Source organism: Cohnella sp. GCM10020058, assembly GCF_042683485.1.
Lineage (GTDB): Bacteria > Bacillota > Bacilli > Paenibacillales > Paenibacillaceae > Cohnella.
The window spans coordinates 694,675-717,864 of sequence record NZ_JBHUJV010000001.1 but is presented as its reverse complement, the minus strand read 5'-3'; the positions used below and the strand labels follow the sequence as shown (position 1 = coordinate 717,864).

Sequence of the window (23,190 nt, the reverse complement as noted above, 5' to 3'; positions counted from 1 at the left end):
CTTGTCTCCTTCGCGTGTAGCTACGCGTTTATATCGTTGCTAGCATGATCGGTGCTTCCGTTGTTGCTTGTCTTGCGCGGTTCGTCCCAGTTCGTCCCTCTAAAGGGACCAGTTCACGTTCTCCCGTATGACTCTCGCCGGGACGCCCGCCACGAGCGCACGGGGCGGCACGTCCTTCGAGACGACTGCGCCCGCCGCGATGACGGCGCCTTCGCCGATCGTGACGCCCTTGAGGATGGTCGCTCGGCTGCCGATCCACACCCGATCCCCGATATGTACCGGCCGCGTCGCCTCCGAGCCTTCCAGCGCGTGATAGTCGGTATCCGAAATCGTGACGTCCCAGGAGATGGCGCAGTGGCTGCCGATCTTGACGTGCCGCTTGCACATGACCTCGCTCCGCCGGTTGAGGAACGTATGGTCGCCAATCTCGACGACGGCCTCCTCCGAATCCAGAAACAATCCGATGTCCCTGTACAGGAGGACGTAGCTGCCGAGGACGAGCCTCGACCGCCTCGTCTTGGACACCCTCACGCCGCCGGCTACCCGCAGCCAGCGTCCGCACAAGGCGGTCTTGCGGCGGAACAGCGCGCCGCGCAGCACTCTGCAGCCTTGCTTCCAAACGTTTTTTACTGAAATGCCCTGAAGCTGCATGAGCTGCATGTCTGTGATGTCGTCCTTCCTTGCCAGGTCAAGACTGCGCAGCCCTGGACAGGCGGCCCGCCAGGAAGCGCCAGTCCTCTTTATCGAACAGTACGCCCGAGACGGGCGCTTTGAATACGATCTTCATGGCCGCGACCGAGATGACGATCCGGCTGAAGGCGCCGATCAGCATGGCCAGCGCGATGCCGTTAAGCCCGTAAGCCGGCGCGAGCAAGAAGCAGAGGCCGACGGTCAGCGCCAGCGCGATCGCCTGTCTGGTGACGACCAGGCCCGGCCGCCCCATCGCGTTGAAGGAGGAAGCGAGAATCCAGGAGCCGCCGCCGACGACGCATTCCAGAGACAGCAGATAGAAGGCCGTGTCCGCCGCCAGGAACGGCTCGCCGTAGAGCAAGCCGAGCAGCCAGCGGCCGACGATCACGCCCGGCACGAGCGCCGCGAGCATGAGCGGGAAGGAAAGCCGGAACGCCCGGCTGACCTTGGCGACGACCTCCTCCTGCGAGAGTCCCGTCACCTTCGGGAACACAACGCCCGAGATAGCGGTCTGGACGATGTTGAACACGCGGGACAGCGTGTATACGACCGTATACAGGCCGAATTCCCGCGGCGCGAGCAGCGACAGGATGATCAGCTTGTCGCACTGCATGTAGAGCGTGCCGAGCAGCTCGACGCCGTATACGCGGGTGCCGTAGCCAAACAGCGACTTGATCGGACCGCGCTCGCCGGATTTGGCGCCGTCTGCGGCCGCAGCTTCCTTTTTTCCGAACCAGCCCACCGCCAGCTCCCGTCTCAGCCGGTATAAGGCCCAGCAGACGACGCACAGGCTCGTGACGAGGAACATGAGCGCCGAGGAAAACTGGCTCAAATACCCGCTAGCCCACAGCGCGAGCAGACCGATCAGGTTGCTCAGCGGCACGTACAGCCGGATGCCGTTGTACAGCCCGAAGTTCTCCATGCTCTGCGCGAGCGCCGACAGCAGGTTGACCATAAGCAGCAGCGGCAGCGTGAGTACGGTATACCACCGCGCAATGGCCACGATGTGGTCGCCGTAATTGCCAAGCCAGGCCGGCATGCAGAACCAGGCGACCGCGCCTGCGATCACGCATACAGGCAGCTGGAACAGGAAGCCGGCTCTCACGTATGCCGGTCCATGTGCGGGATGCGTCCGCCGGTTGAAGATCAGCGACGTCGGCAGCCCGAAGCTTAAGACGCCGGCCAGCAAGGTCGCCCAGAAGAGGATCGCCGAAAATTCGCCCTTGCCTGCCACGCCGAACATCCGCGCCGTTACGATCGAAGTGACGGTGCCGAGCAGCACGATAATCAGGTTGGCGGCGCTCGTCTTCATAATGGCCGAGAGCGCGCCTCCGCCGCTCCACAGGCGGCTGATCCTGCTCATTCGTACGTGCCCAGCACGCCGCTGATCTGCCCGTTGTTGTAGGCGATCCGGCTGACGTTGCGGAACACGCGCCGCCTGTCGTACAGAACCGGCAGTGAGAGCAGCACGATGATCGGCACCTTCACGATCGACCGCGCGAACACGCGCATTTTGCTCTTCGAGCTGACCGCGCTGCTGACGCCCTGCCAGTAGATGCGTCTCAGCAGCCACTTGCGGCTGATGCGGCTGCGCGGAATCTTGTGCAGCACCGAGGCGTACGGCGTGTAGTAGACCGAATACCGGGTGCGGATACGGTCGATCAGTTCCCCCTCCTCGCTCGAGAGCAGGTTGCTCCCGACGCGTCCCAGGTCCTCGCGGAACAGCGCCGCCATATCGAGCGCCGAGCGCCTGAACGCCACGTTGGCCCCGAATGGAATATGCGGCCGCTTCATCTCCACGATGTCTTCCGCATAATCGAGGATCGTATAGAGCGTGCGGTTCTCGGGCGCAAGCCAGGCGGGCGCTTCCCCTTCCCAGGCCGGCTCGATCTTGCCGCCCACGACGCCGATGCGGGCATCCCGCTCGAACAGGGCGACGATGCCGGCGATCCAGTCCTCCGACGCGACCGCGTCGTCGTCCAGGAACAGCACGTACTCGCCCTGCGACTCGCGGATCGCCCGGTTGCGGGCGACGGAGAGGCCAAGCTTCGCCTCGTAGATATAGCGGACCGGGAAGCTGACCATCCGCTCGATTTCGTGCACGGTCTGCGCCGTGGAATCGGTCGAGCCGTTGTCCACGACGATCGCCTCGAAGGAATCGAACCGCTGCTTCAGCAGGCTGAGCAGCGCCTCCCGCAGATCCGCGGCCCGATTGTGCGTGCATATCGCTACCGTTGCTTTCATGCGTTCACCTCTTGCGGTATCCGGCCGGCGTAGACGGCGAGCATCCGATCCGCGATGCGGTCCCAGTCGAGCTCCCTGAGCTTGTCCGCGATCCGGCGCTCCGTCTTCTGCCGGTCCATGTTCATCACATCGCGCAGCGCCTTGCGCAGTCCGTCCTTGTCGTCGGGATCGTACAGGACGCCGCAGCCTTCGGACACGTACTCGCCGAGCGAGCCGAGCCGCGGCGCGACGACGGCTTTGCCGAAGGTCAGCGCCAGGATGGCGCTCCCGCTCGTCGTGATCTGCCGGTAAGGCAGCACGACCGCGTCGGCCGCGAGCAGATAGTCGGCCAGCTCCCCGTCGTCTACGAACGACGAGTGAAGCTTGATCGCTCCCGCTTCATCCCCCGTCTTGCCCTCGCCGATGAAGCCGAGGTCGTAGCCCGTATCCGCCTGTCCCGCGATCAGCAGGGCGGCGTTCGAATCTTCGAGCGACCGGTATGCCGACACGAGCTGCTCCACGCCTTTGTACCGGTTGATCCTGCCGACGAACAGATACAGGAACCGTTCCTTCGGGATGCCGAATCTGGCCCGGATGTCGATGCCGCGGCTTGGATAGGCATCGTCATAATGGCCGTGCGGCGTCACGACGATCTTGTCCTCCGGGGCGCCGAACACCTCGGCGGCCTCGCGCTTCGACGACTCGCTGAGCACGAACGCGGCGTCGCAGAGGCCGAGCAGCCGCTTGCGGACGAAAAAGTCCCAGCGCGACCGGCCTTTGTGCGGCCAAATGTTGTGGATCGTCCAGAACAGACGCACCCCGAGGAATTTGTACCAGTAGAGCAGAAAAATAAAAAACAGCGATTTGACGACGGTCAGCGGAAATGTGGATGCCTGGTACGTGTAGCTCGGCCAGTGAATATGGACGATATCTCCCCGGCGCGGCTTGAACTGCGAGCCCTTGGCATAATGCTCGACGCGCAGGCCCCGACGTTCGAGCGACCTGGCGAGCAGATCGGTGTATTTGTTGTGCGGGTTCGACTTAGGCCACATGTAGACAGTAGGTTCGCTCATTTAATGCACCTGCCCGACGGCGGTCTTGACCGGCGTATATTCGCCGCCGGCCAGCGTCTGATCATAAAGGTCCAGATGCCGGTCGAGCAGCGCCGCTTGCGTGAATCCTCGGCAGTGCTTGAGGCAAGCCGCCTGAATGCGCCGCTTCTCCTCGCCCGGAAGCGAGTGATACGACAGGATCTTGGCCCGGATCGCCGCGGCGCTGCCCGGCGGGAACAGAAATTCCTCGGGATCGTATACCGCGTCGGGAATGCCGCCCACGTCCGTCGCATACACCGGCGTACCGACCTGGTACGACTCGATGATGACTCGGCCGAACGGCTCTTCCCAAACCGAGGGAACGAAGCTGACATCGGCTTCGCCCATCAAGCGGCGCGCCTCGGCAGGCTTCACCTTGCCGGGGAATACGAAGCGCGCGTCCTCGCGGCAATCGTCGGCGAGCTTCGCGCGAAGGCTCCCTTCTCCGCAGACGACGATGCGCTCGACGACGTCCGGCGGAAGCGACATCGCCGCTTCGATCAGCTCGCGCACGCCCTTCTCGGGTTCGATCCGACCGAAGTAGCCGATGCGAAGCGGACGTCTGTCGAAGTCCTTTTCGCTGGCGGCGATGCCGCCCTCCACCGCATTCGGGATGACCTTCGGCGCGGCGGCCGGGAACAGTCCCGCACCCGTATGGCGCTTCAAGATGTGCGACGAGATCCCTACGACCGCGGACACATGCCGGCTGTAGCCGCTTGTCGTCATCGCGTACAACCGCGCCAGCAGCGGATTTTTGATCGGCGAGCTGACCGGCGACAGCAGCGAATAGTCGCGAAGCGTATGCACGATCGGCACGTTCAGGCCGACGGCCGCCGTCCAGATGCCGGCGCCGAACCCGGACAGGTTTTGCGTATGGATCAGATCAGGCTTGATGGCGGCCAGCCGTTCCCGCACCGCTTCGTTCATCCGCGGATTGTACAGATCGGTCAGCCTGCGGGCGGTCCGCATCAGGACGCCCCGACGTTTGGAATCGCCGATCCAATACAGGCTGCCATGGGGCATCCGGTGTACGGTGACGCCGCCGATCCGCTCTTCCCGGACGCCTTCCGCGCGTCCGTGCCCGCCGAGCGTCAGCACGTGAACGTCGGCGACGGAAGCGAGCGTCTCCGCCAGAATTTGCGTCGATATCTCCGCCCCTCCGATGATATGAGGCGTATACAAGCTGTTTACAATGACGATTTTCATGCGGTACGTCTCAACTCCCTATCGTTCTGCGTATCCCATTCTGCCGCCCGGACGTCCGGCCTTCCTTCAAAAAACCCGCCCCGGATCCATCCGATCAGCAGCCAGAAGTTCACGAAGGAGTAGGAATCGAAATTCATAACGAGCGAAACGCATAACGCGAACGCGAACTGGGCGTATGGATGGCGGCGCGAGCTGCGGAGTGCGGCCGTCATGAACCCGAGGAACAGCAGCGCGCCGAGCAGTCCTTCCTCGGCAAACAGCTTGGACCACATATTGCGCGAGGTGGCCATCTCCGGATGGTCGTTCACGAGATTGGCGACCTCGGTGAACTTCATGCCGTAATCGAAATGTCCGCGCAGCAGCTCCGCGAACTCGCGGTAATAATATCCGCCGCCGACGCCGAAGATCGGATGATGCCAAAACTCCATAAAGCCGATGGCCGGGAAAATGACGCGGATAAAAAATGAATTGTCCGACCGCAGCAGATGCGGAAAATCGAACTGGAACCGGTCCGTGAAATAACCGCTGACCTTCAGCGTCTCGAGCAGGAACGGAACCCCGACGACGACGACGAGCCCGATGGCGCCAAGCGCGAGCAGCATGCGGAAGCGATACTTGTTCGCGATGAGCACATAGACGAGCAGCGCGATCAACAGCACGCTGTAGGCGTAGGCCGAAAACGAAAGCACCAGCAGCACGACACAGCCGATCAGCGGCGCAAGCGTAATTTTCCGGTACCCTTCCTTGAACAGATAGAGCAGCAGCAAACCGCCGGTCAGCAGGTGAATGCCGCCCCAGGACGGCTCGCCGGACAACAGCTGGATGCGGCCCTTGTATACCTTCTCGGAGAACAGGCCGGTCAGCACGCCGGAAAAGCCGCTGCGGATCAAGTAAGCGTCCGCGAGCTGCAGCATGCCCGCCGCAAGCGGCGGCACGAAGCCGACGAGCAGGTATATCGCGATCTGCCTGCGAAGCGCGGGATCGTTTCTGGCCTGCTCGGCGATATACATGGACACCCTGTACATCGATATGCCGAACAACAGCGTCACGGCATGCTTGAGGCTCGCGCCCATGTCTCCGCCGACCGATGCGATCAGCGAATGCCCGATGCTGTAAGCGGCGAAGATCAGAAGCGGCACGTCTCCGGGGCGGAACTTGAAGTCGGTGAACAACAGCAGGAGCGAGGCGGCGAACATCGGAAACATCGCCAGCGGGCGATAGACCGAGAAAGCGAAGTATGGCAAGCTGTCATACGTGATGACCGCCAGCGAGAACAAAAACAGCGCGACGACCGAAGCGCGGACGAGATCGATCGGCTCGCCGCGATCCCGCGCTAGGATAGGATCAGCTCCATGTTTTTACGGGTCGCCGACCCGCTGAACCGGCGGCTCACGTAACGGATCGAATTGCCCGATATGCTGTCGTTGATCTCGCTGTCGCCCATCAGCAGCAGTACGCTGCGCACCATCTCGTCTTCGGATTCGCATACGAACAGGTCCTCGCCGTTGTTCGCGTCCAGGCCTTCGCTGCCAATCGCATTGGTCACGACCGGTACGCCCCAGGACATCGCCTCGAGAATTTTGGTCTTGATCCCGGTGCCGAACAATAGCGGCGCGATCATAAGGGCGGAGTCGCCGACGATCCGCTTGACGTCGTCCACCTCGCCGGTGACGATAACGCCGGGATGGTCGCGCTGCAGGCGCAGTACTTCGGCCGTCGGATTTTTGCCGACGATGTAGAAGACCGCTGCCGGGTTGCTCTGCTTGATTCGAGCCCAGACGCGCTCGCAAAAGTACACGGCTGCCGAGCTGTTGTGGGGAATGTCCATTTTTCCGACAAATACGACCTTGTTTTTGTCGTAAAGCCGGGAGCCTCTGGCCTGCATCCGCACGTCGGGCTCGACCTTCATCGGGACGCCGTGGCAGGATTCGTGACGCGTCGTTTTCCTGAAGTTTTGCGCTTCGGCCGGGGAGGTGAAGATCAGATGGTCGAATCGCGGGGCCACTTGCTTTTCGTACTTGCCCAGCATTTTGCTCTCGAAGGAAATGAGCCATTTCTGGACGAACTTCAGGTCCGCGAACTTCTTCAGGCCGCTCGGCAGCTTGTCCGAGAACCCGCCGAGCACGGACGGGATGTACTGGAACCAGTCGAGCTGGCGGCGGTAGCGCAGCGACAGGAGATCGTCGTAGCTCAGCACCTTGCGGCCTTGGCCCGGCGCCAGGTATTCGGCCACGCGCACCATGTCGTAGAGCACGAAGTCCGGCTCCTCCTCGCGGACGAAGTCCCGGATCTTGCGGTGCGTCTTGCGGCTGTAGTACACCGATACCTGCAGCGGCCACTTGCGCCGGATCAGCGAATGGACGACGATGTTGTACAGCTTTTCAAGCTTGCCCGGCGGCTCTAGCGTCGCCAGCCTGCCGATTTCCGGCGGGCGTTGGGATAAGTATTTCGGGTCGTCCACGAACGAGAGGTTGACGATCTCGCTGCCTGGGTAAATCTCTTTCATGTGCCGAACGTATTGCAGCAGCATGTTTTTGCGGCCGTCCGTGCCGGGAAAAGGCAGCCGATTCGTAATAAACAAAATCTTGTTCATCTGTCGCCACCCTTAAAAAGCGTCTTTGGCCCCAAGCAGCAGCTTGAAGGTCCGGAAAATGATCTTCAGATCCCCCCGAATGCTCCGTTTGCGAATATATTCCAGATCCAGCTCCACCATCTGCTCGAAGCTGAGGTTGCTGCGTCCTGTCACTTGCCACAGTCCCGTGCAGCCTCCGCTTACGGAGAGCCGAAGCTTATCGTAGTCCGAGTACTCTTCCACCTCTCTTTGCAGCGGCGGCCGTGGACCCACCAGCGACATCTCGCCCTTGAGCACGTTCACGAGCTGAGGCAGCTCGTCGATGCTCGTCTTGCGGATGAACCGCCCGATCCGGGTGATGCGCGGGTCGTCCTTCAGCTTGAACATCGCGCCTTTGATCTCGTTTTGGGCCAGCAGCGCGGCGAGCTTCTGCTCGGCGTCCGGCACCATGGAGCGGAACTTGTACATTTTGAATTTGCGTCCGTTTTTGCCGATGCGCGTCTGTTGGAAAAAGACCGGCGCCTTCGGGCTTTCCAGCTTGATCATCGCCGCCGTAACCGCGAAGATCGGACTGAACAGCGCGATTGCGAACAGGGAGCCCGCAACGTCCATGGCGCGTTTGACCGACGTATACATCGCCAGCTTGCCGTCGTTTTGGGCCGCGATCCGCTTGCGTTCGAAGTCCGTCAGGCGAGCGACCAGCTCCATGTCATACCGCAGAGCCATGGCTTTCCCCCACTTTCTCGCGCCTAATCAGCGATTCGAGCCCGTCCATCAGGCGGTACCTGAGCTCCTCGTCGCGCAGTGCGAAGTCGATTGTCGTCATTATGAAGCCGAGCTTTTCGCCGACGTCGTAACGCATGCCTTCGAAGTCGTAGGCGTGAACGCCTTGCGCTTCGTTGAGCCGCTGAATGGCATCGGTCAATTGAATCTCGCCGCCGGCGCCCACCTCGTGCTTGCCGAGAAATTCAAAGATCTCCGGCGACAGTACGTAGCGGCCCATGATGGCCAGATTGGACGGTGCTTGTCCAAGCGGCGGCTTCTCCACAAAACGACGCACCTGGTACAGACGTCCGCGCCGCTCGATCGGATCGAGGATGCCGTAACGGTTCGTCTGGTCGGTACCGACCGCCTGTACGCCGATGACCGACTTGCCGGTCTGCTCATACTGCTCGATCAGCTGCCGCGTGCACGGCGTGTCCGACTGCACGATATCGTCGCCCAGCAGCACCGCGAACGGTTCGTTGCCGATGAAGTTGCGTGCGCACCAGACGGCATGTCCGAGGCCTTTTGCTTCTTTTTGCCGGATGTAGTGGATCTCGACGTTGGACGACTTGCGAACCTTGCTCAAAATGTCGAGCTTGCCCTTTTCCTCCAGCGTGTGCTCCAGCTCGAAGGCGATGTCGAAGTGATCCTCGATCGCCCGTTTTCCTTTGCCCGTCACGACGATAATATCTTCGATTCCGGATTCGATCGCTTCTTCTACGATGTACTGTATGGTCGGCTTGTCGACGATCGGCAGCATTTCCTTGGGCATTGCCTTCGTGGCAGGCAGGAAGCGCGTGCCGAGGCCTGCCGCAGGAATAATCGCTTTTCTCACTTTTTTCATACGCTCTCACCCCATCCGTCATTCTCTTTAGAAATGCTTGTACAATTCTTGCATCGTGAATAAGTGTTAAAAGGCATCTAATTCGGATTCGTATGGAATCCATTACGAAATAGCGTTCAGAAGGCAGCTAATTTCGGCATTATCGCTCATTTGACCGAGCCATGGCTTGATTACATGCCTTTTAACATCTATTTGGATCGGACCCGGCTCCCAGCCGGCAATTAGCTGCCTTTTAGCAACTAACGCCCTGCAGAAACCGAGCTGCTCCGCTCCAAATGAAACTTGAACGGGCATTGAACCCATCCTCACGCCACACCCCTGACGATTAACGTCTAAGGTCCGCTGACCCACAGCATGGCCGAGTGCCTCCAGTGATAAAGGAGCAGGAGACATTTCCTTGGAACACGCATCGATTCATCGAAGCTTCCCTGCATCTCTTGCTACAGTGCCTGCAACGCCCTTGGTGCCATCAAGTCTTCTTAGCGCCCCCGGCGGTTAAATACCGCGCCTACGACCCGGACCCGTCCGGACGAGAGCGTCTCCTTCGCCTTCAGCACCGCGTCCATCTTCGTCTTGCCCTTGCGGATGACGAGGACGGCGCCGTCGCACTTGTCGGCGACGATCATCGCGTCCGATGCGGCCGCCATCGACGTCGTATCGACGATGACGATATCGAAGCGCGCCTTGGCTGCCTCGAGCATCGCAGTCATGGCCTCCGAATCCAGCAGCTCGGAAGGATTCGGCGGCATCGGTCCGGCGCATACCACTTGCAGGTTGGTATAAGAAGTCCGGCGGGCGACCTGATCGAGTTCGCCTTTCCCGGCCAGCGCCGTGCTCAGCCCCGCATCGTTCGGCAGATCGAAGATTTGATGCTGTACCGGCGACCGGAGGTCCGTATCCAGCAGCAGTACGCGCCGGCCGGCCTTGGCATAAGCAACCGCGATGTTGGAGGAAGTGGTGCTCTTGCCTTCCCCCGGTTCGGCAGATGCAATCGCGATCGTCTTCATGCCCTCGTCCCGGACCGACCATTCGATGCCGGTCTTTAACCTGCGGTACGTATCTGCGGCCGCCGACTTCGGATTCTGCGCTGCGATCAATCCACGTTTACGCATCCAGCGTGACATTCGGCTTCCCCCTCGCTCCCATCGTCGTTCGTTCCGAATCGTCCGGTCCGATCAAGTCCCGGTTGCGAATCCGCGGCACGTCGGCCAGCAGCGGCAGTCCCAGCTTGGCGCGTACCTCTTGCTCCGTCTTGACCGAGTTGTCCATATGTTCCAGCAGAAAGGCGAGTGCGATGCCGATCAGGATCGACAGGACAAACATGATTGCGACGTTTTTAGCGGGATTAGGGGAGATCGGACCGTGCCTTTCTTCCGGGTCGGCCCAGTTGAGGACGGATACGTTGTCCAGATTCATGAGCGTGCGAATCTCGGACTGGAATACCTTCGACACGGCGTTAGCCATGTTGGCTGCCCTGGCGTACGAGTTGTCCGTCGCGATGACAGTCATGATCTGCGTCTCGCTTACGGACGAGATTCCGATCTTTCCGGCCAGCTCTCCGGCCGAAGTATGAAGATCGGGATAAGCTGCGACGACCTTGTCCAAAATTCGGGGTGTGAGGATCAGCTGCTTGAAGGTTTTGATCAGCAATATGTTGGAGTTGATCGCGCCTGTGTCGGGCGCTGAGGTCGTACTGCCGGGGACATCGCTCTTATACACCATCAGCTTTGCGGCTGCCTGATAAGTCGGTCTCACCTGTTGCGTATAATAACCGACCGCTGTACACATGACGATCGTAATCAAGGCAATCAGCCAGAGCCTTTTCCTGACGATGCTCCAATACCGTTGAATTTCCAAAACGCTTCCTCCGATGCTGAATTCTTTTTGAAAAAGAAATAAATATCAGAATAATCTGACTCATCTTCCGATATTCGCTTCCGTTTTGGCCTCCCCTGCCCCGTCCTGTTTTAATTGTAAATCGCCCGCGACTTTCAAAACTATTACGCGGCAGGATGATTTTGCTTCTTCTTCGGAAGCTACCATCGTGCCGCGTCGGTAGGTATGGATATTATACTTTAGTACCATTCGGGAGGGCGTAGCCGCCCTCCGTGCGAATATCCGGCGGTTCGAAGTCGCCGATGCCTTGCGACTGCGCGAACAACGCGGCTTGGGTTCGATCGGTCAGGTTCAGTTTTTGGAAAATCCGGCTTACGTGCTTCTTGACCGTGAACTCACTGATGACCAGCTTTTTGGCGACGGCGCTATTGGACAAGCCCTCCCCGAGCGCGACCAATACCTCCCGCTCCTTCGGAGTGAGCTTCTCGAGCGGATCGTCGGACTCCTTGCGCAGCAGCGTGCCGAGCAGACTTTGATCAAAGTACTTGCGCCCCCGGCCGATCATCTTGATCGCAAGCAGCAGCTCGTCGGGCGCCGCGTCCTTGAGCACATAGCCGTCCGCTCCGCACTCCTTGGCTCTGCGGATGTCGGCCTCTGAAGCCGAGGAGGTCAGCATCATAAACCGGCAGTGCAGCCCCCGCAGCGACCGGACCAGGTCGTAGCCGGAGTCTGCCCCGAGCCGGATATCCAATATGACAAGATCGGGATTCGTCGTCTCTACGACCGAGAGTGCGCCTAGTACAGTTTCGGCCTCGCCCGCGATCTCGATGCCTTCTTCTCCCGACAGGACGGCTCTCAGTCCTTTGCGGACGAGAGGATGATCGTCAACGATTACGATTTTCATGTCATCACTTCCTTAAAAGCTTTTTCGTCGCTCTATTCCCTTTAGTTCTTCTCCTCGCGCACATCGGACAGCGGCAGGCGCGCAACAATCCGCGTACCGTTCCCTTCTTCGCTGTCGATCTGCAGGCTGCCGCCGAGTGCGGCGGCGAGCGTCTTCATATTGCTCAAACCGAAGCCCGAACCTTCTTCCCGCTGCAGCGTACCGCCGACGTCGAATCCCTTGCCGTTGTCCGCAATCCGGAGCGTGGCCGAGCAAGGCCGCAGCGTCAGCTTGATGTCGATCGCGCTGCAATCGCCGTGGCGGATTGCGTTGGCGCTCGCCTCGGCGATGATCCGGTATAGCGCCTTCTGATGATGCACGCTGAGCCGACGGTCGGGCGCAGGCGGCCTGAACCGGATCCGGACGCCGCTCAGCTTCGCCTGGCTCGCAAGCAGCGACTCCACGCCGCCAAGCCACGAGACGTCTCCATGGTCGGATACGCTCAGATCGTATATCGTCTTGCGCAGCTCCCGCGTCGCTTCCGCCGCCGCTTCCTGAATGTCGCGCAGCAGCGCCAGATGCTGCGTGCTTGTCATGCCTTCCCAATCGTGCTCCGCGGAATGCACCGCGTAGGTGATGCCGAACAGATGCGGGCAAATGCGATCGTGGAGTTCTTCTGCGATCCGGTTGCGTTCCTCGAACAGTAAGTACGGTTCCACCTTGCTCTGCATGGCCATCCCATCATCGCCTTTCCCGTCATGTATTATAATGAGAAATTTCAAATCTTTTCGTCAGGGTCCCTCACTTCTAGGCATCGACGTTCATTTTCAACATACCTTGCCGAAATTGACATGCCCATGCTACGGGAGTACCGATTATTGACTGGGTAGTTAGATAAGGTTTGATGTGCCTTCGGTCATGACCGGGGGTGCGAGTGGATGCTTTTCGATCCATAATTACCCAATCTTTCGGTGGGAGACGTATGCCATAGTGCGGACTCCAAGTCGAATTTGCGAATGACATAATTTGCAAGGCTATATGTCTTGATATCAAGATTATAGTTCTTAAGACCTAGTTTTTCACTTCATTAGGATTGAGTGAATTTCTTAATCTCAATCCATATTCTGTATTAATTCTATGATAAAGCGTTTTTACGACTTAAGCTTCTTAGAACAATGCGGCGTGAAATTGAAGCTGGGCGCGGCTTTGTATGAGAATCATGAGAGAAAGTAAGCGGATTCATGCGTCAGTTCGTACCATTAAAGAAAGCCCTCATCCAAGGAGGATATGGGCTTATGTTTGACAAAATGTAATCGTTTTCGTCAGTCATGCCTCGCAGGAGCGCTATTCGTCCTCCCACGCCAGGCTCCAACGGCTGCGATATTGAACGAGCTTCGGCGCCGGATGGGCAGGCGCGGCCGACAGTACAAGCCGCAGCTTCGCAATCCAGCCGTCAAACACGTCGTAGGAAGCGAAAAGATTCGCCGTAGCCGGCGTCATATAAACGAAATGCGGCCCTGGCAGCGTTTCCGTCAAGTGGCGCAGCGCGGCCTCCATGGGCGTATACTTCTTTCTTTTGCCTTCCCAGCGGTCGATCTCCGGTGCGGGCTCGCCCGATTCCCGCTCCCTGACCCATTCAATCAACCGCTTTTCCCTCTTATAATAGGCGCTCACAGGCGCCTTGGACATTCTCCTCGCCGTCTCTTCGTGGATCGGATAGAGCACAAACCGCGCAAACGAACGCGCCTTGGCGGTTTCGGCGGCAATACCGAGCGCTTCGTCCGTCATCTCTTCGAACGTATCATAATAAATGAGCGTTCCTTTTTCTCGTTTGACCGGCGGCTCGTATCCAAAAGGCACCTGTCCTGCAATCGGCTTCATCCTCAATCCCTCCTTGCAATGTCATTGGCTAGCATGGCCTAACGGATCGCCTTCTATCGGTCGCACGCACAACGATGTTGCCGCTGCATGGACTTACCGATTCAGATTCCCTATAATGATAAAAATTCAAATGCGAAATGGCAAGGAGACGAACAAACGATGAACTATGCGCATGTGTTTCAGGGAACGGCGTTTACCGCCCGATCTCCGAAAGAAATCGATATTTTAAAGGACCATTTGTTTTGCGTAAATGCGGATGGCGCGATCGCGAGGACAATAGCCCCGGGTGCTCCGGATTACGAGGCTGTTCGAAGCGAATACGCGGAAACGGACCGTTATCGGCAACTGGCGCCGGGACAATATTTGCTGCCCGGCTTCGTCGATCTTCACGTGCATGCGCCGCAGTGGGCGCAGTCCGGCACGGCGCTTGACGTGCCGCTTTACGACTGGCTGCATACGCACACGTTCCCACTGGAGTCCAAGTTCGCGGATCTGAGCTTTGCGGCCGAGGTATACGACGACCTTGTCGCCTCTCTGCTCGCCAACGGCACGACGACCGCTCTTTATTTTGCCACGATCCACAAGGAAGCCAGTCTGCTGCTGGCCGAAATCTGCGCGAAGAAGGGGCAGCGCGGCCTGGTCGGCAAAGTCGTCATGGACGATCCGGCGCAAAATCCCGCGTACTACCGCGATGCCGATGCCGCAGCGGCGCTGGCGGATACCGAAGCGTTCATCATTGCGGTCAAGGAGCTGGCGAAGAACGTCAAGCAAGGCGTATATCCCGTCGTGACGCCACGGTTCATTCCAAGCTGTACGGACGAGGCGTTAGAGGGACTCGGCGCGCTCGCCGCGAAGCACGATACGCATGTTCAGTCCCACTGCAGCGAGAGCGACTGGGCGCACGGGTACGTGCAGGACCGGCTTTGCAAACGCGACGCCGTCGCGCTCCGCGACTTCGGTCTGCTCGGCGACAAGTCCGTCATGGCGCACTGCAACTTCCTCGACGAAGGAGATGCGGCGCTTTTCGCCGAGACGGGGACGGCGATTAGCCACTGTCCGATCTCCAACGCCTACTTTGCCAACAGCGTCATCCCGATCGCCCGCTGGATGGAAAAAGGCGTCGAGATCGGTCTTGGCTCCGACGTCTCGGGCGGCTATTCGCCAAGCTTGTACGACAATGCCCGGCAGGCGGTGATTTCGTCCAGAATGCTGGAGGACGGCGTGAATCCCGCACTCCCCGCGGGCACGCGCGGCGTTCCAGCCTCCCGCATTACGATCGATGAAGCCTTTTACCTGGCGACCGCCGGCGGCGGCGAGGCGCTGAGCCTGCCGATCGGCCGGCTGGCGGAGGGCTACGCCTGGGACGCGCAGATCGTCGACATCGCGCTCGCCGGCGCGAAGCTGCCTGTGTTCAGCGAGGACGAGCCGCTGCACGAGATTTTCCAGAAGATCATGTACATTGTGCGTCCGGAGAACATCCGGGAGGTATGGGTGCAAGGAGAGAAAGTTCATACGCGGGCATAAAAGAAGCCATCGCCTTCCGTAGTGGAGGCGATGGCTTTTATTGTTTGGGGCGGTGGCGCGGCGGATTGGCGGCATCGCCTGCTGTAGAGAAGGCGATTGGGCGGTGACGCGGCAAAATGACGGCATCGCCTTCTGTAGAGAAGGCGATGGGACGGTGGTGCGGCGGATTGGCGGTATCGCCTTCTGTAGAGAAGGCGATGGGGCGGCATCGCCTTCTGTAGAGAAGGCGATTGGACTTTTGCGCGGCGGATTGGCGCAATCGCCTTCTGTAGAGAAGGCGATGGGAATTTTGCGCGGCGGATTGGCGCAATCGCCTTCTGTAGAGAAGGCGATGGGGCGTTTGTGCGGCGGATTGGCGCAATCGCCTTCTGTAGAGAAGGCGACGGGACTTTTGCGCAGCGGATTGGCGGCATCGCCTTCTTTAGAGAAGGCGATTGGACTTTTGCGCGGCGGATTGGCGCAATCGCCTTCTGTAGAGAAGGCGATGGGACGTTGGCGCGGCGGATTGGTGGCATCGTCTTCTGTAGAGAAGGCGACGGGGCGTTTGTGCGGCGGATTGGCGGCATCGCCTTCTGTAGAGAAGGCGATGGGACTTTTGCGCGGCGGAGTGGCGCAATCGCCTTCTGTAGAGAAGGCGATTGGACTTTTGCGCGGCGTTCAATTAATCAGTACTCGCTTAACCCCCAGCCGATCGCGTACTTCGTCGTCCTGGCCAGCCAGGCATCGTCGGCCAGGTTCGGCAGCTCGCCGACGATCTCGAGGCCCGGCCTGCCTTCGGCGCCCGGCTGCGGCGCGAGCGGTGCCGGTTGCTCCCATGCGCAGGCGCCGGGCCTGCGGATCGATAGCTCGTAGCGATACATCCCCGGCGCGAGCGCTTCGGGCAACGCCTGCAGCGACTGTGCAAAAGAAAACTGCGGTCGGTATCCCTCGAACCGTTCCAGGTTCCCTTCCATCAACACGATCGGCGCCCCTCTTTGCGCGTCGTCCTCCGGAATCAAAGTCAATCGGTACGCCAGGTCCGGCTCGCCGTACAGATTAAACAAAACCTGCTGCCCCGCGACCGCGACCTTAGGCCCCTCCATATAAACCGGCGGCCGCTCGGGCTCGAAGCGCTCCGCCAGCTCCCAGGCCTCCGGCGACTCGTCGGCCCGCCGATAGTACCAGTTGCCGTCCAGCAACAAGTCCCTTCCCTCGAGCAAGGCGGACAAACATTCGCCCGCGCTCGCAAACGGATTCGTGCAGTTGTTGTGCCCGAACCGGTACCCGATCTCGTGGCGTACCTGCACGCCGGCGCTGCGCGCAAGGTCCACCCAGCGGTAAGCCAGCCAGCTGGACGTGAACGCGTCATGCGTACCGTGCGTCATCCACACCTGCGTTCCTTTTTCCCGCAGCGCCCGAATCATGCGATCGGCCGCGGGACTGCTCTCCGCCGCGATCCGTTCCCCGTCGCTCGTGCCCGTCAACGTGAGCAGGAACAGCTCGACCGCGGTCTGTCCTTCAGGATCGGTCCAGCCCGGACGCCAGGCATCCTTGTAGCCCGTATCCTCGCAAATTGCGCGCCAGAGCACCGGACAAGTCGGATTAACCATGTCTTTTAATGAAGCGTCGAAGGCGAGCGGCACGTTATAACAGACAGCATACCTCACCTTGTAAACCGTGCTGTCCGGATTCGCCGCGGCGAGCAGGCTCGCAATGCCGCCGCGCGAGCCGCCGACGGTCACGACCGCCTCGCCGTCCGCCGCGAAGCGATCGATTGCCGTCCCGATCACGTCGTCGAGATTTTCAAAAATCGATCCCTGCACCGTGCGCGCGCCAAACGAGCCGCCGCCGTTCCAGACGATGCCGATCGCGCCTCTTCCCGTCTCCAAAAGCGCCTCGCCCAGCACCTTCAATAAAGCCGGGCCGACCGTCGAAAATACGTTTTCGTTCTGGTCGTAAAAGCCGCTGAACAGCACCGGATAGGAAGCCTCCGGCTGCGGCGACCAGAAAGGCGGAAGAATATAGCTGGCCATGCTGCGATGCTCGCCCCGTCCAACGATACAGCCGTGCACGAGCTGAAAAGCCGGAACGCCAGCAAGCGTGTCCGCATCCGTATCGGGACGGCGCACGACAACCGGATAACCGGTCTGCCGCAGCACATCGTCCGACAGCTTGATCGCGACCTCCTCCGCTACGCGCACGGTGCTGTAAGTCTCGCCGATATATCGCTCGTAAGCCGGCGTGCGGCTGTCCAGCCCCCCTTCTTCTCCCGCGAACAACGCCAGCGCGTCCGTGCGATAATAATATGGATTGGCCGGGTCGCTATCGCGCAGCGCGTCCAGTTCAACTTCAAGCGTGCCGTTATCCGCATTCAGCCGCAGCACCCCGATGCCGTCCGTACCGCCGGGCGCAGGACCGCCCCTGCCGTCGTTCAGATTGTCCCGCCAGTTGGTGACGACGGGAAAATCGTGGCGCATCGCATCGCAAACGAGCGTATAGCAGCCCGCCCCCGCCCCGGCCCCCGCGAATCGAACGGCGCCGCTCGCCGCATCGACCTCCGACGCATCGGCATAACGAACCGTTTCTCCCGTCAGGACGGCCGCCTTGAAGACCGCTCCTGCCTCCGCGAGCGCCGCCAGCAGGCCGGGCTTCGCTGTCAGCTCGACCATCGGCGCAGATTCGGTCGGCGCGGACTCGCCGATTGCGACGAATGTGCTCAACGGTACATGATCGCCTGGCGCAAACAACCGATTAGGGTTTGTCATGGCGGGCAGCCTCGTTTTTCATAGAATATGGCAGATCATCGTCGGACACGATGCGCTCGGCCGGCGCGTCCGTCATATGGAAACGAAGATCGGCGCCCGCAGCGAGCAGCTCGTGGGAAATCGACAATGCTTCCCACGGCTCCCCGTTTACCAGCAGCTTGTCCCAATAGACCCGGTCGGCTTTATACGCCTCCGCTTCGATCTCCAGCCTCCTACCGTTTTCCAACTGTATCGTCGCCTTACTGAACAGCGGGCTGCCCAGCACGTACGCAGGAACGCCAGGCGTAAATGGATAAAGTCCGATCGCCCCCCAGACGTACCAGGCGCCGAGACTGCCGTTGTCCTCGTCCCCGGGCAGTCCGTCCGGACCGCTGCCGAACAGCTCCTTCATTGTTTTCCGCACCCAATATTGGGTGCTCGCCGGCTTGCCGATCGCCGCGTACATGTACGGGATATGGAAGCTTGGCTGGTTGCTGATCGCGAACTGGCCGAAGTCGACCGCCGCCATCTCCGACATCTCGTGAATCTCCGCGCGATACGATCCGACCCGGAAGTCAGGCGCCATCGTCATGAGCTCGTCCAGCTTGCGGGTCATGGCTTCGCTGCCGCCGATCAGATCCGTCAGTCCGGCGATATCGTGGGGCACGGCCCAACTGCACTGCCAGGCACCGCCCTCGCAGTACGGATCCCCCCATTGCAGCGGATCGAACGGCTCCTGCCATTTCCCCCGATCGTCAACGCCTCGCATGAAACCCGTATCCGTATCGAACAGGCGCTTGTAATTCGCCGCCCGGTCCATAAAGACGCGATAGTCCTCTTCACGGCCGAGTCCTTTGGCCATCTGCGCGATGCAGAAGTCGCCATAGTGATAATCCAGCGCATTATTGACGCTCTCATGGTACAAATTCGCGGGCAAGTAGCCGTATTGCAAATAATCCTTCAGGCCGGTGCGGCCATGAACCCCGTCGGCAGCAGCCGACAGCGCATGCTTGCGAAGTCCCTCGTAGGCAGCCTGTACGTCGAAGCCGCCGATCCCTTTCACATAAGCGTCAGCGATCGCCGCATCGATCAACGTGCCCGGCATCGCGCTCCGCTCCGCAGGCGACATCCATTTCGGCATCCAGCCGCTTTCCTTGTAGACGTTGGTCCAGGCCTCGATCATCTCGCCGAGCAGCGACGGGAACAGCAGGCTATACAGCGGCAGACTCGTCCGGTAAATATCCCAGAAGCCGATATCCGTATACATCGGACCTGCATGAACGGCCCCGTCGTACGGGCTGAAGTGAACCTGCTCGCCGGTCGGCTTGTACTCGTGCCAGGTCCGCGGGAACAAGCAGGTCCGATAGAGACAGGTGTAAAACGTTCGCAGCGACTCCGCGTCGTCGCCTTCCACGCGGATGGTGCCGAGGCGCCGCTCCCACTCTGCCGCGGTCTGCTCGCGAAGCTGCTCCAGGCTGAAGCCGCCGATCTCCGACTCCATGTTCCACACCGCCTGCTCCAGACTGATGAAAGAAGTGCCGATCCGGGCATTGGCGATGCCCGATGCGGGGAGGTCCAGCCCGACGTAACCGCCGATCCGCTCCCCTGCGCCCTCGGTCAGCCCTGTTGACGTTGGGGCATAGTCGTCTCCGGCGAACGTCCCGCTCTTGTCGGAGACGATGCCGCAATCGAAATCCATTGCGAAGTACATCGCGAAGTTCGGATGCGCTTCACCGTGATGCGCCCGGGTAAAGCCGGTAATCCTGCGGCCGTCCGCATCGATTCGAATGGAAGAATCCCCTGCAAAGGGAGAAAGGATGATCCGAGCGTCCTGTCCGTCGCCAAAAGCGAAGCGCAGCCTTGCGCTTCTCATGCCCGGCACCAGCTCCATCGTCGCCTGGTAGCGCGGCAGCCGGATACGGAAGTAGTTCGGACGGACGATCATCTCCTGGGACCGGTAAGAAGCAGCCCGGGCGTCGGGCTTCAGATAGAGTGGACCGCTCTGCGGCATAACGATCAGATGCCCGTAGTCCTGAATCCAGGGGCTCGGCTGGTGCGTAAGCCGAAGGCCCTGGAATCGGCGGTGCGAAGAGTGGAAAAACCAGCCGGCGCCGGCTTCGTCGGATTGGGGACTCCAGGCCGCCATGCCCCAGGGCCTCGCGATCAGCGGCAGCGTATTGCCGTTCGAGTACGTATAGACGGAATCCGTGCCTTGCAGGGGATTCACGTAGGATAATAAGTTCATCGAGAGTACCTCCGGTTCGGCGCAATGCGGTTTGCGCACGGGATTTGAAGCCATTCTAGCATAGCTTTTTTAAGCCGTCTTCCATATGCCGCAATGCTGCGAAAGCGTTTGCTGAACAATGAAGTTGGATGACAGGAAATTGATCGCCTGGAAGTTGCCTCCGTAGAAAAAAGAAGGACCGCCCGAGGTCGTCGGACCTCTGCGGCAGTCCCGCTTACATGTGTTTCTTCTATTTAATATAATATTTATATCCATTACGTCTATTGGTCGTTGATAAGGCTGATTTGATTGTGCAAGGATCGTTAAGGATTATGTCAATCGTACTAAAACAACAAAGACGCCTTCGCGGGCGTCTTTGTTTGTTATTCAGTTTGCTACAGCCTTCTTTAACACCCTGACGTCAACGTTGAGGCTCGCCACGGTCGCAGCCAGCTCATTAAACGCCACTGCATGCTCGCTATTCTTCGCCACTTGCTCGTATGCCGCGTCCATTTTGGATTCGATTCGCTCAAGTCTAGCTGTATTAGCCTTTACCTCGCTGCTGATCGCAACTCGTCTGTCGCCGGTTGTTCCCGAATCCGCCTTTGTAGCTAGTCGCGACGCGTAGCCCGAGGCTTAATTTGATCCATAATACTATTTATATAGTACAATCTGCCCGAGCTGCGTGCCCCATGCCGAGCTCGTATCCGAGAACTCGACCTTCAAGTAGTTGGTGCCTGCCGGCAGGGTCGCTGCCGGCGCGTATTGCGTATACGCCCAGCCCGCGGACGTAGCCGCAGGCGTCGTGTGCACGCTGGCCGCGACCGTCCAGGTCGTGCCGTCCGGCGACGAATAGAACTTGACCTTGGTCAGATCGATGCCGAATTCGTAAATGTCCGCGGCAAACCCGGTCACGCCCGCGTAGTTGTAGACGACATAGCCGGTCGCCGTGGAGCTGCGCTTGAACCGCGCGGCGTCTCCGTTAAAATAAGACGGGTTCGTCGCGTCGAACGCCATGTTGGCGGAATGCGCGCTCGATACCGACCAGTCCGCCGCCGGATCCGTCAGCGTCGTCGGCGCGGCGAAGACATTGGCTTCGTGGAAGCCCCGGCTCGGTGCAACCGTTCCCGATACGACGTTGCCGAAGTAATCCTTGCCGCCGTTGCCGGCGACGAGGGTGCCGCTGCCGATCGCGGGCGAGCCGGCGGCGAGTTTGTAGCCGGCGGCCGCGCTTAAGCCCGGCGCGCTGCTTCCGGCGCTAACGAACAGCGGACTTGAGGTAAGCTTGTGCGCGTCGGCTGGCTCGCTGGCGGGATGATTGCCGTAGAACAGGTTGCTGTCGATGACGGCGCCCGCTGCGGGATATGAGTAGGTTCCCGCGCCCATATTGTAGATCACGTTGTTTTTGAAGCTCCAGTTGCCCGGCGTGCTGGCGTCGCAGCCGTCGCAATAGATTGGATTTTTAAGCCCGGAGCCGATGTAGATGGTGTTATTGTAAATGTTCGTCCCTTCCGGCACGCCGTAAGAGAAGGTGATGACGCCCTTTTGCCCGCCATAGGCGTCGTTCACGCTCAGATTGTAGCGGATCGTGCTCGTATTCGTATAGGGCCCCATCAACAGGAGGAAGCCGCCTTCGTTGTCATGGCTGTAATTGTGCTGGACGATCGCGCCGTAGTGGCCCAGGTCGACGTCGAAGCCTTGACCGTCCGTATCGGTCGTCCGCGTCCCGTACGCTTCGTTGTACTGCACGATCGTTCCGATCGAGCGGGTCGGCCAGATGCCGGCGCTGGCGTTCATATTGAAGCCCGCGATCATCTTCTGTCCCGCGCCGTTCGAGACGTTGTACTGAATGAGCGAATCCTTGAAGCCGAAAACGAGAATGCCGTCGCCGTCCGTATAGGATACGCTGTTATTCTGGACGGTCAGCCCCGTGCTGAGTTGGGAGGCGACGACGACCGTCTGGTCGCCCGTATGGTAGCTGGCGTCCCAGATGTTGATCCCGTTGCGGCCGACATGGTCGACCGTGTTGCCCTCCACGACGACGCCGTTGAAGCCGTCGCTCGCCCCAGCCGCGAACATGCTGATCCCGCCGTTCGTGTGCGGCGCGACCGCGCCGCAGTTGAAGCAGCCGTTGACGTTATGCACGTAATTGTTGGCAATGCGGAACGAATTGAGCTTGCCGGCGCCGTTCGACTCGATATAGATGCCGTAGCGCGGCGCGCCGCCCGTCGTGGCCGTGCCCGAGTTGTCGGTGCCGGAGTCGTTCGTCACCTCCAGGTTCTGAATGACCCAATATTGCTGGTTGACGAGGTAGACGGCCGCGCCCGAGGCTAGGCTGCCGCCGTTGACGAGCGGACGGCTGCCGGTGCCGTACGCGTCGATCGTGATCGGGTTGCCGGCGCTGCCCGAGCCGAGCGGATGCAATTGTCCGTTCCAGACGCCCCCGCGCTTGAACAAAATCTTGTCCCCCGGCTGAAACGTGACGCCGTTCACCTTCGCCAGCGTTTTCCACGCCGTCCCCGTGCTCGTGCCGATCGCGGCATCGCTTCCCGAAGCCGAATCGACGTAATACGTCGTGTTGGCCGCATACGTCTTGCCAGCCTGCACTGGCAGCAAGGCTGCCACGATCAGCATCGCGACGAGCGCGAGCAGCCAGCTTTTACGCGTTTGCATAGATTTGAACATAGATTCGGCCTCCTTCATATTTAACTTCGACGAAGCTGCCCTG

At 60.1% G+C, this 23,190-nt stretch carries 18 protein-coding genes; 1 reads left to right on the top strand and 17 read right to left on the bottom strand.

Annotated elements, in window-relative coordinates:
* Positions 1 to 99 precede the first annotated feature (99 nt).
* The 14 genes from ACFSR7_RS02775 to ACFSR7_RS02710 form a co-directional block, all read right to left on the bottom strand.
* Positions 100 to 660: an acyltransferase gene (locus ACFSR7_RS02775; protein WP_378158896.1), complete on the bottom strand. Its 561-nt coding sequence runs from the start codon at positions 658 to 660 to the stop codon at positions 100 to 102.
* A 28-nt stretch (positions 661 to 688) separates the two neighbouring features.
* Entirely contained in the window at positions 689 to 2,053 is a 1,365-nt protein-coding gene (locus tag ACFSR7_RS02770) for a lipopolysaccharide biosynthesis protein (protein ID WP_378158894.1), read from the bottom strand.
* Positions 2,050 to 2,934: a glycosyltransferase gene (locus tag ACFSR7_RS02765; RefSeq protein ID WP_378158893.1), complete on the bottom strand. Its 885-nt coding sequence runs from the start codon at positions 2,932 to 2,934 to the stop codon at positions 2,050 to 2,052. The genes ACFSR7_RS02770 and ACFSR7_RS02765 overlap by 4 nt, the downstream gene beginning before the upstream one ends.
* Positions 2,931 to 3,986 carry a glycosyltransferase gene (locus tag ACFSR7_RS02760; RefSeq protein WP_378158891.1) on the bottom strand — a complete coding sequence of 352 codons (1,056 nt, stop codon included), beginning with the start codon at positions 3,984 to 3,986 and terminating at the stop codon, positions 2,931 to 2,933. Before ACFSR7_RS02760 ends, ACFSR7_RS02765 begins: the two co-directional genes overlap by 4 nt.
* Complete coding sequence (locus ACFSR7_RS02755; RefSeq protein WP_378158890.1) at positions 3,987 to 5,210, bottom strand: glycosyltransferase family 4 protein; 1,224 nt, start codon at positions 5,208 to 5,210, stop codon at positions 3,987 to 3,989.
* Entirely contained in the window at positions 5,207 to 6,487 is a 1,281-nt protein-coding gene (locus tag ACFSR7_RS02750) for an O-antigen ligase family protein (RefSeq protein ID WP_378158889.1), read from the bottom strand. The genes ACFSR7_RS02755 and ACFSR7_RS02750 overlap by 4 nt, the downstream gene beginning before the upstream one ends.
* 56 nt (positions 6,488 to 6,543) lie before the next feature.
* Complete coding sequence (locus tag ACFSR7_RS02745) at positions 6,544 to 7,803, bottom strand: glycosyltransferase (protein WP_378158888.1); 1,260 nt, start codon at positions 7,801 to 7,803, stop codon at positions 6,544 to 6,546.
* A gap of 12 nt (positions 7,804 to 7,815) precedes the next feature.
* Positions 7,816 to 8,508 carry a sugar transferase gene (locus ACFSR7_RS02740; RefSeq protein WP_378158887.1) on the bottom strand — a complete coding sequence of 231 codons (693 nt, stop codon included), beginning with the start codon at positions 8,506 to 8,508 and terminating at the stop codon, positions 7,816 to 7,818.
* A complete protein-coding gene (gene galU / locus ACFSR7_RS02735; RefSeq protein WP_378158886.1) occupies positions 8,492 to 9,391 on the bottom strand; it encodes a UTP--glucose-1-phosphate uridylyltransferase GalU in 900 nt (299 codons plus the stop codon). The genes ACFSR7_RS02740 and galU overlap by 17 nt, the downstream gene beginning before the upstream one ends.
* 479 nt (positions 9,392 to 9,870) lie before the next feature.
* Positions 9,871 to 10,515 (bottom strand): CpsD/CapB family tyrosine-protein kinase, encoded by a 645-nt coding sequence (locus ACFSR7_RS02730; protein WP_378158885.1) that lies wholly within the window; start codon positions 10,513 to 10,515, stop codon positions 9,871 to 9,873.
* Complete coding sequence (locus tag ACFSR7_RS02725) at positions 10,496 to 11,248, bottom strand: YveK family protein (RefSeq protein ID WP_378158884.1); 753 nt, start codon at positions 11,246 to 11,248, stop codon at positions 10,496 to 10,498. Before ACFSR7_RS02725 ends, ACFSR7_RS02730 begins: the two co-directional genes overlap by 20 nt.
* Positions 11,249 to 11,459: 211 nt before the next feature.
* Entirely contained in the window at positions 11,460 to 12,131 is a 672-nt protein-coding gene (locus ACFSR7_RS02720; protein WP_378158883.1) for a response regulator, read from the bottom strand.
* A 41-nt stretch (positions 12,132 to 12,172) separates the two neighbouring features.
* Positions 12,173 to 12,847: a sensor histidine kinase gene (locus tag ACFSR7_RS02715; RefSeq protein WP_378158882.1), complete on the bottom strand. Its 675-nt coding sequence runs from the start codon at positions 12,845 to 12,847 to the stop codon at positions 12,173 to 12,175.
* A 607-nt stretch (positions 12,848 to 13,454) separates the two neighbouring features.
* Positions 13,455 to 13,991, bottom strand: a complete 537-nt coding sequence (locus ACFSR7_RS02710; protein WP_378158880.1) for a hypothetical protein — start codon at positions 13,989 to 13,991, stop codon at positions 13,455 to 13,457.
* Positions 13,992 to 14,150: 159 nt separating this feature from the next.
* Between ACFSR7_RS02710 and guaD the strand changes: the two genes are divergently transcribed.
* The gene (guaD, locus tag ACFSR7_RS02705; RefSeq protein ID WP_378158879.1) at positions 14,151 to 15,515 is read left to right on the top strand and encodes a guanine deaminase; all 1,365 of its coding nucleotides are present in this window, start codon (positions 14,151 to 14,153) and stop codon (positions 15,513 to 15,515) included.
* A 665-nt stretch (positions 15,516 to 16,180) separates the two neighbouring features.
* Here guaD and ACFSR7_RS02700 read toward each other — a convergent pair.
* The 3 genes from ACFSR7_RS02700 to ACFSR7_RS02690 form a co-directional block, all read right to left on the bottom strand.
* Entirely contained in the window at positions 16,181 to 18,259 is a 2,079-nt protein-coding gene (locus tag ACFSR7_RS02700) for a hypothetical protein (RefSeq protein ID WP_378158877.1), read from the bottom strand.
* Positions 18,246 to 20,483, bottom strand: a complete 2,238-nt coding sequence (locus tag ACFSR7_RS02695; RefSeq protein ID WP_378158876.1) for a GH92 family glycosyl hydrolase — start codon at positions 20,481 to 20,483, stop codon at positions 18,246 to 18,248. The genes ACFSR7_RS02700 and ACFSR7_RS02695 overlap by 14 nt, the downstream gene beginning before the upstream one ends.
* Before the next feature lie 633 nt (positions 20,484 to 21,116).
* Positions 21,117 to 23,147, bottom strand: coding sequence for a right-handed parallel beta-helix repeat-containing protein (locus tag ACFSR7_RS02690; protein ID WP_378158874.1), 2,031 nt, complete (start codon positions 23,145 to 23,147; stop codon positions 21,117 to 21,119).
* Between the last annotated feature and the right edge of the window lie 43 nt (positions 23,148 to 23,190).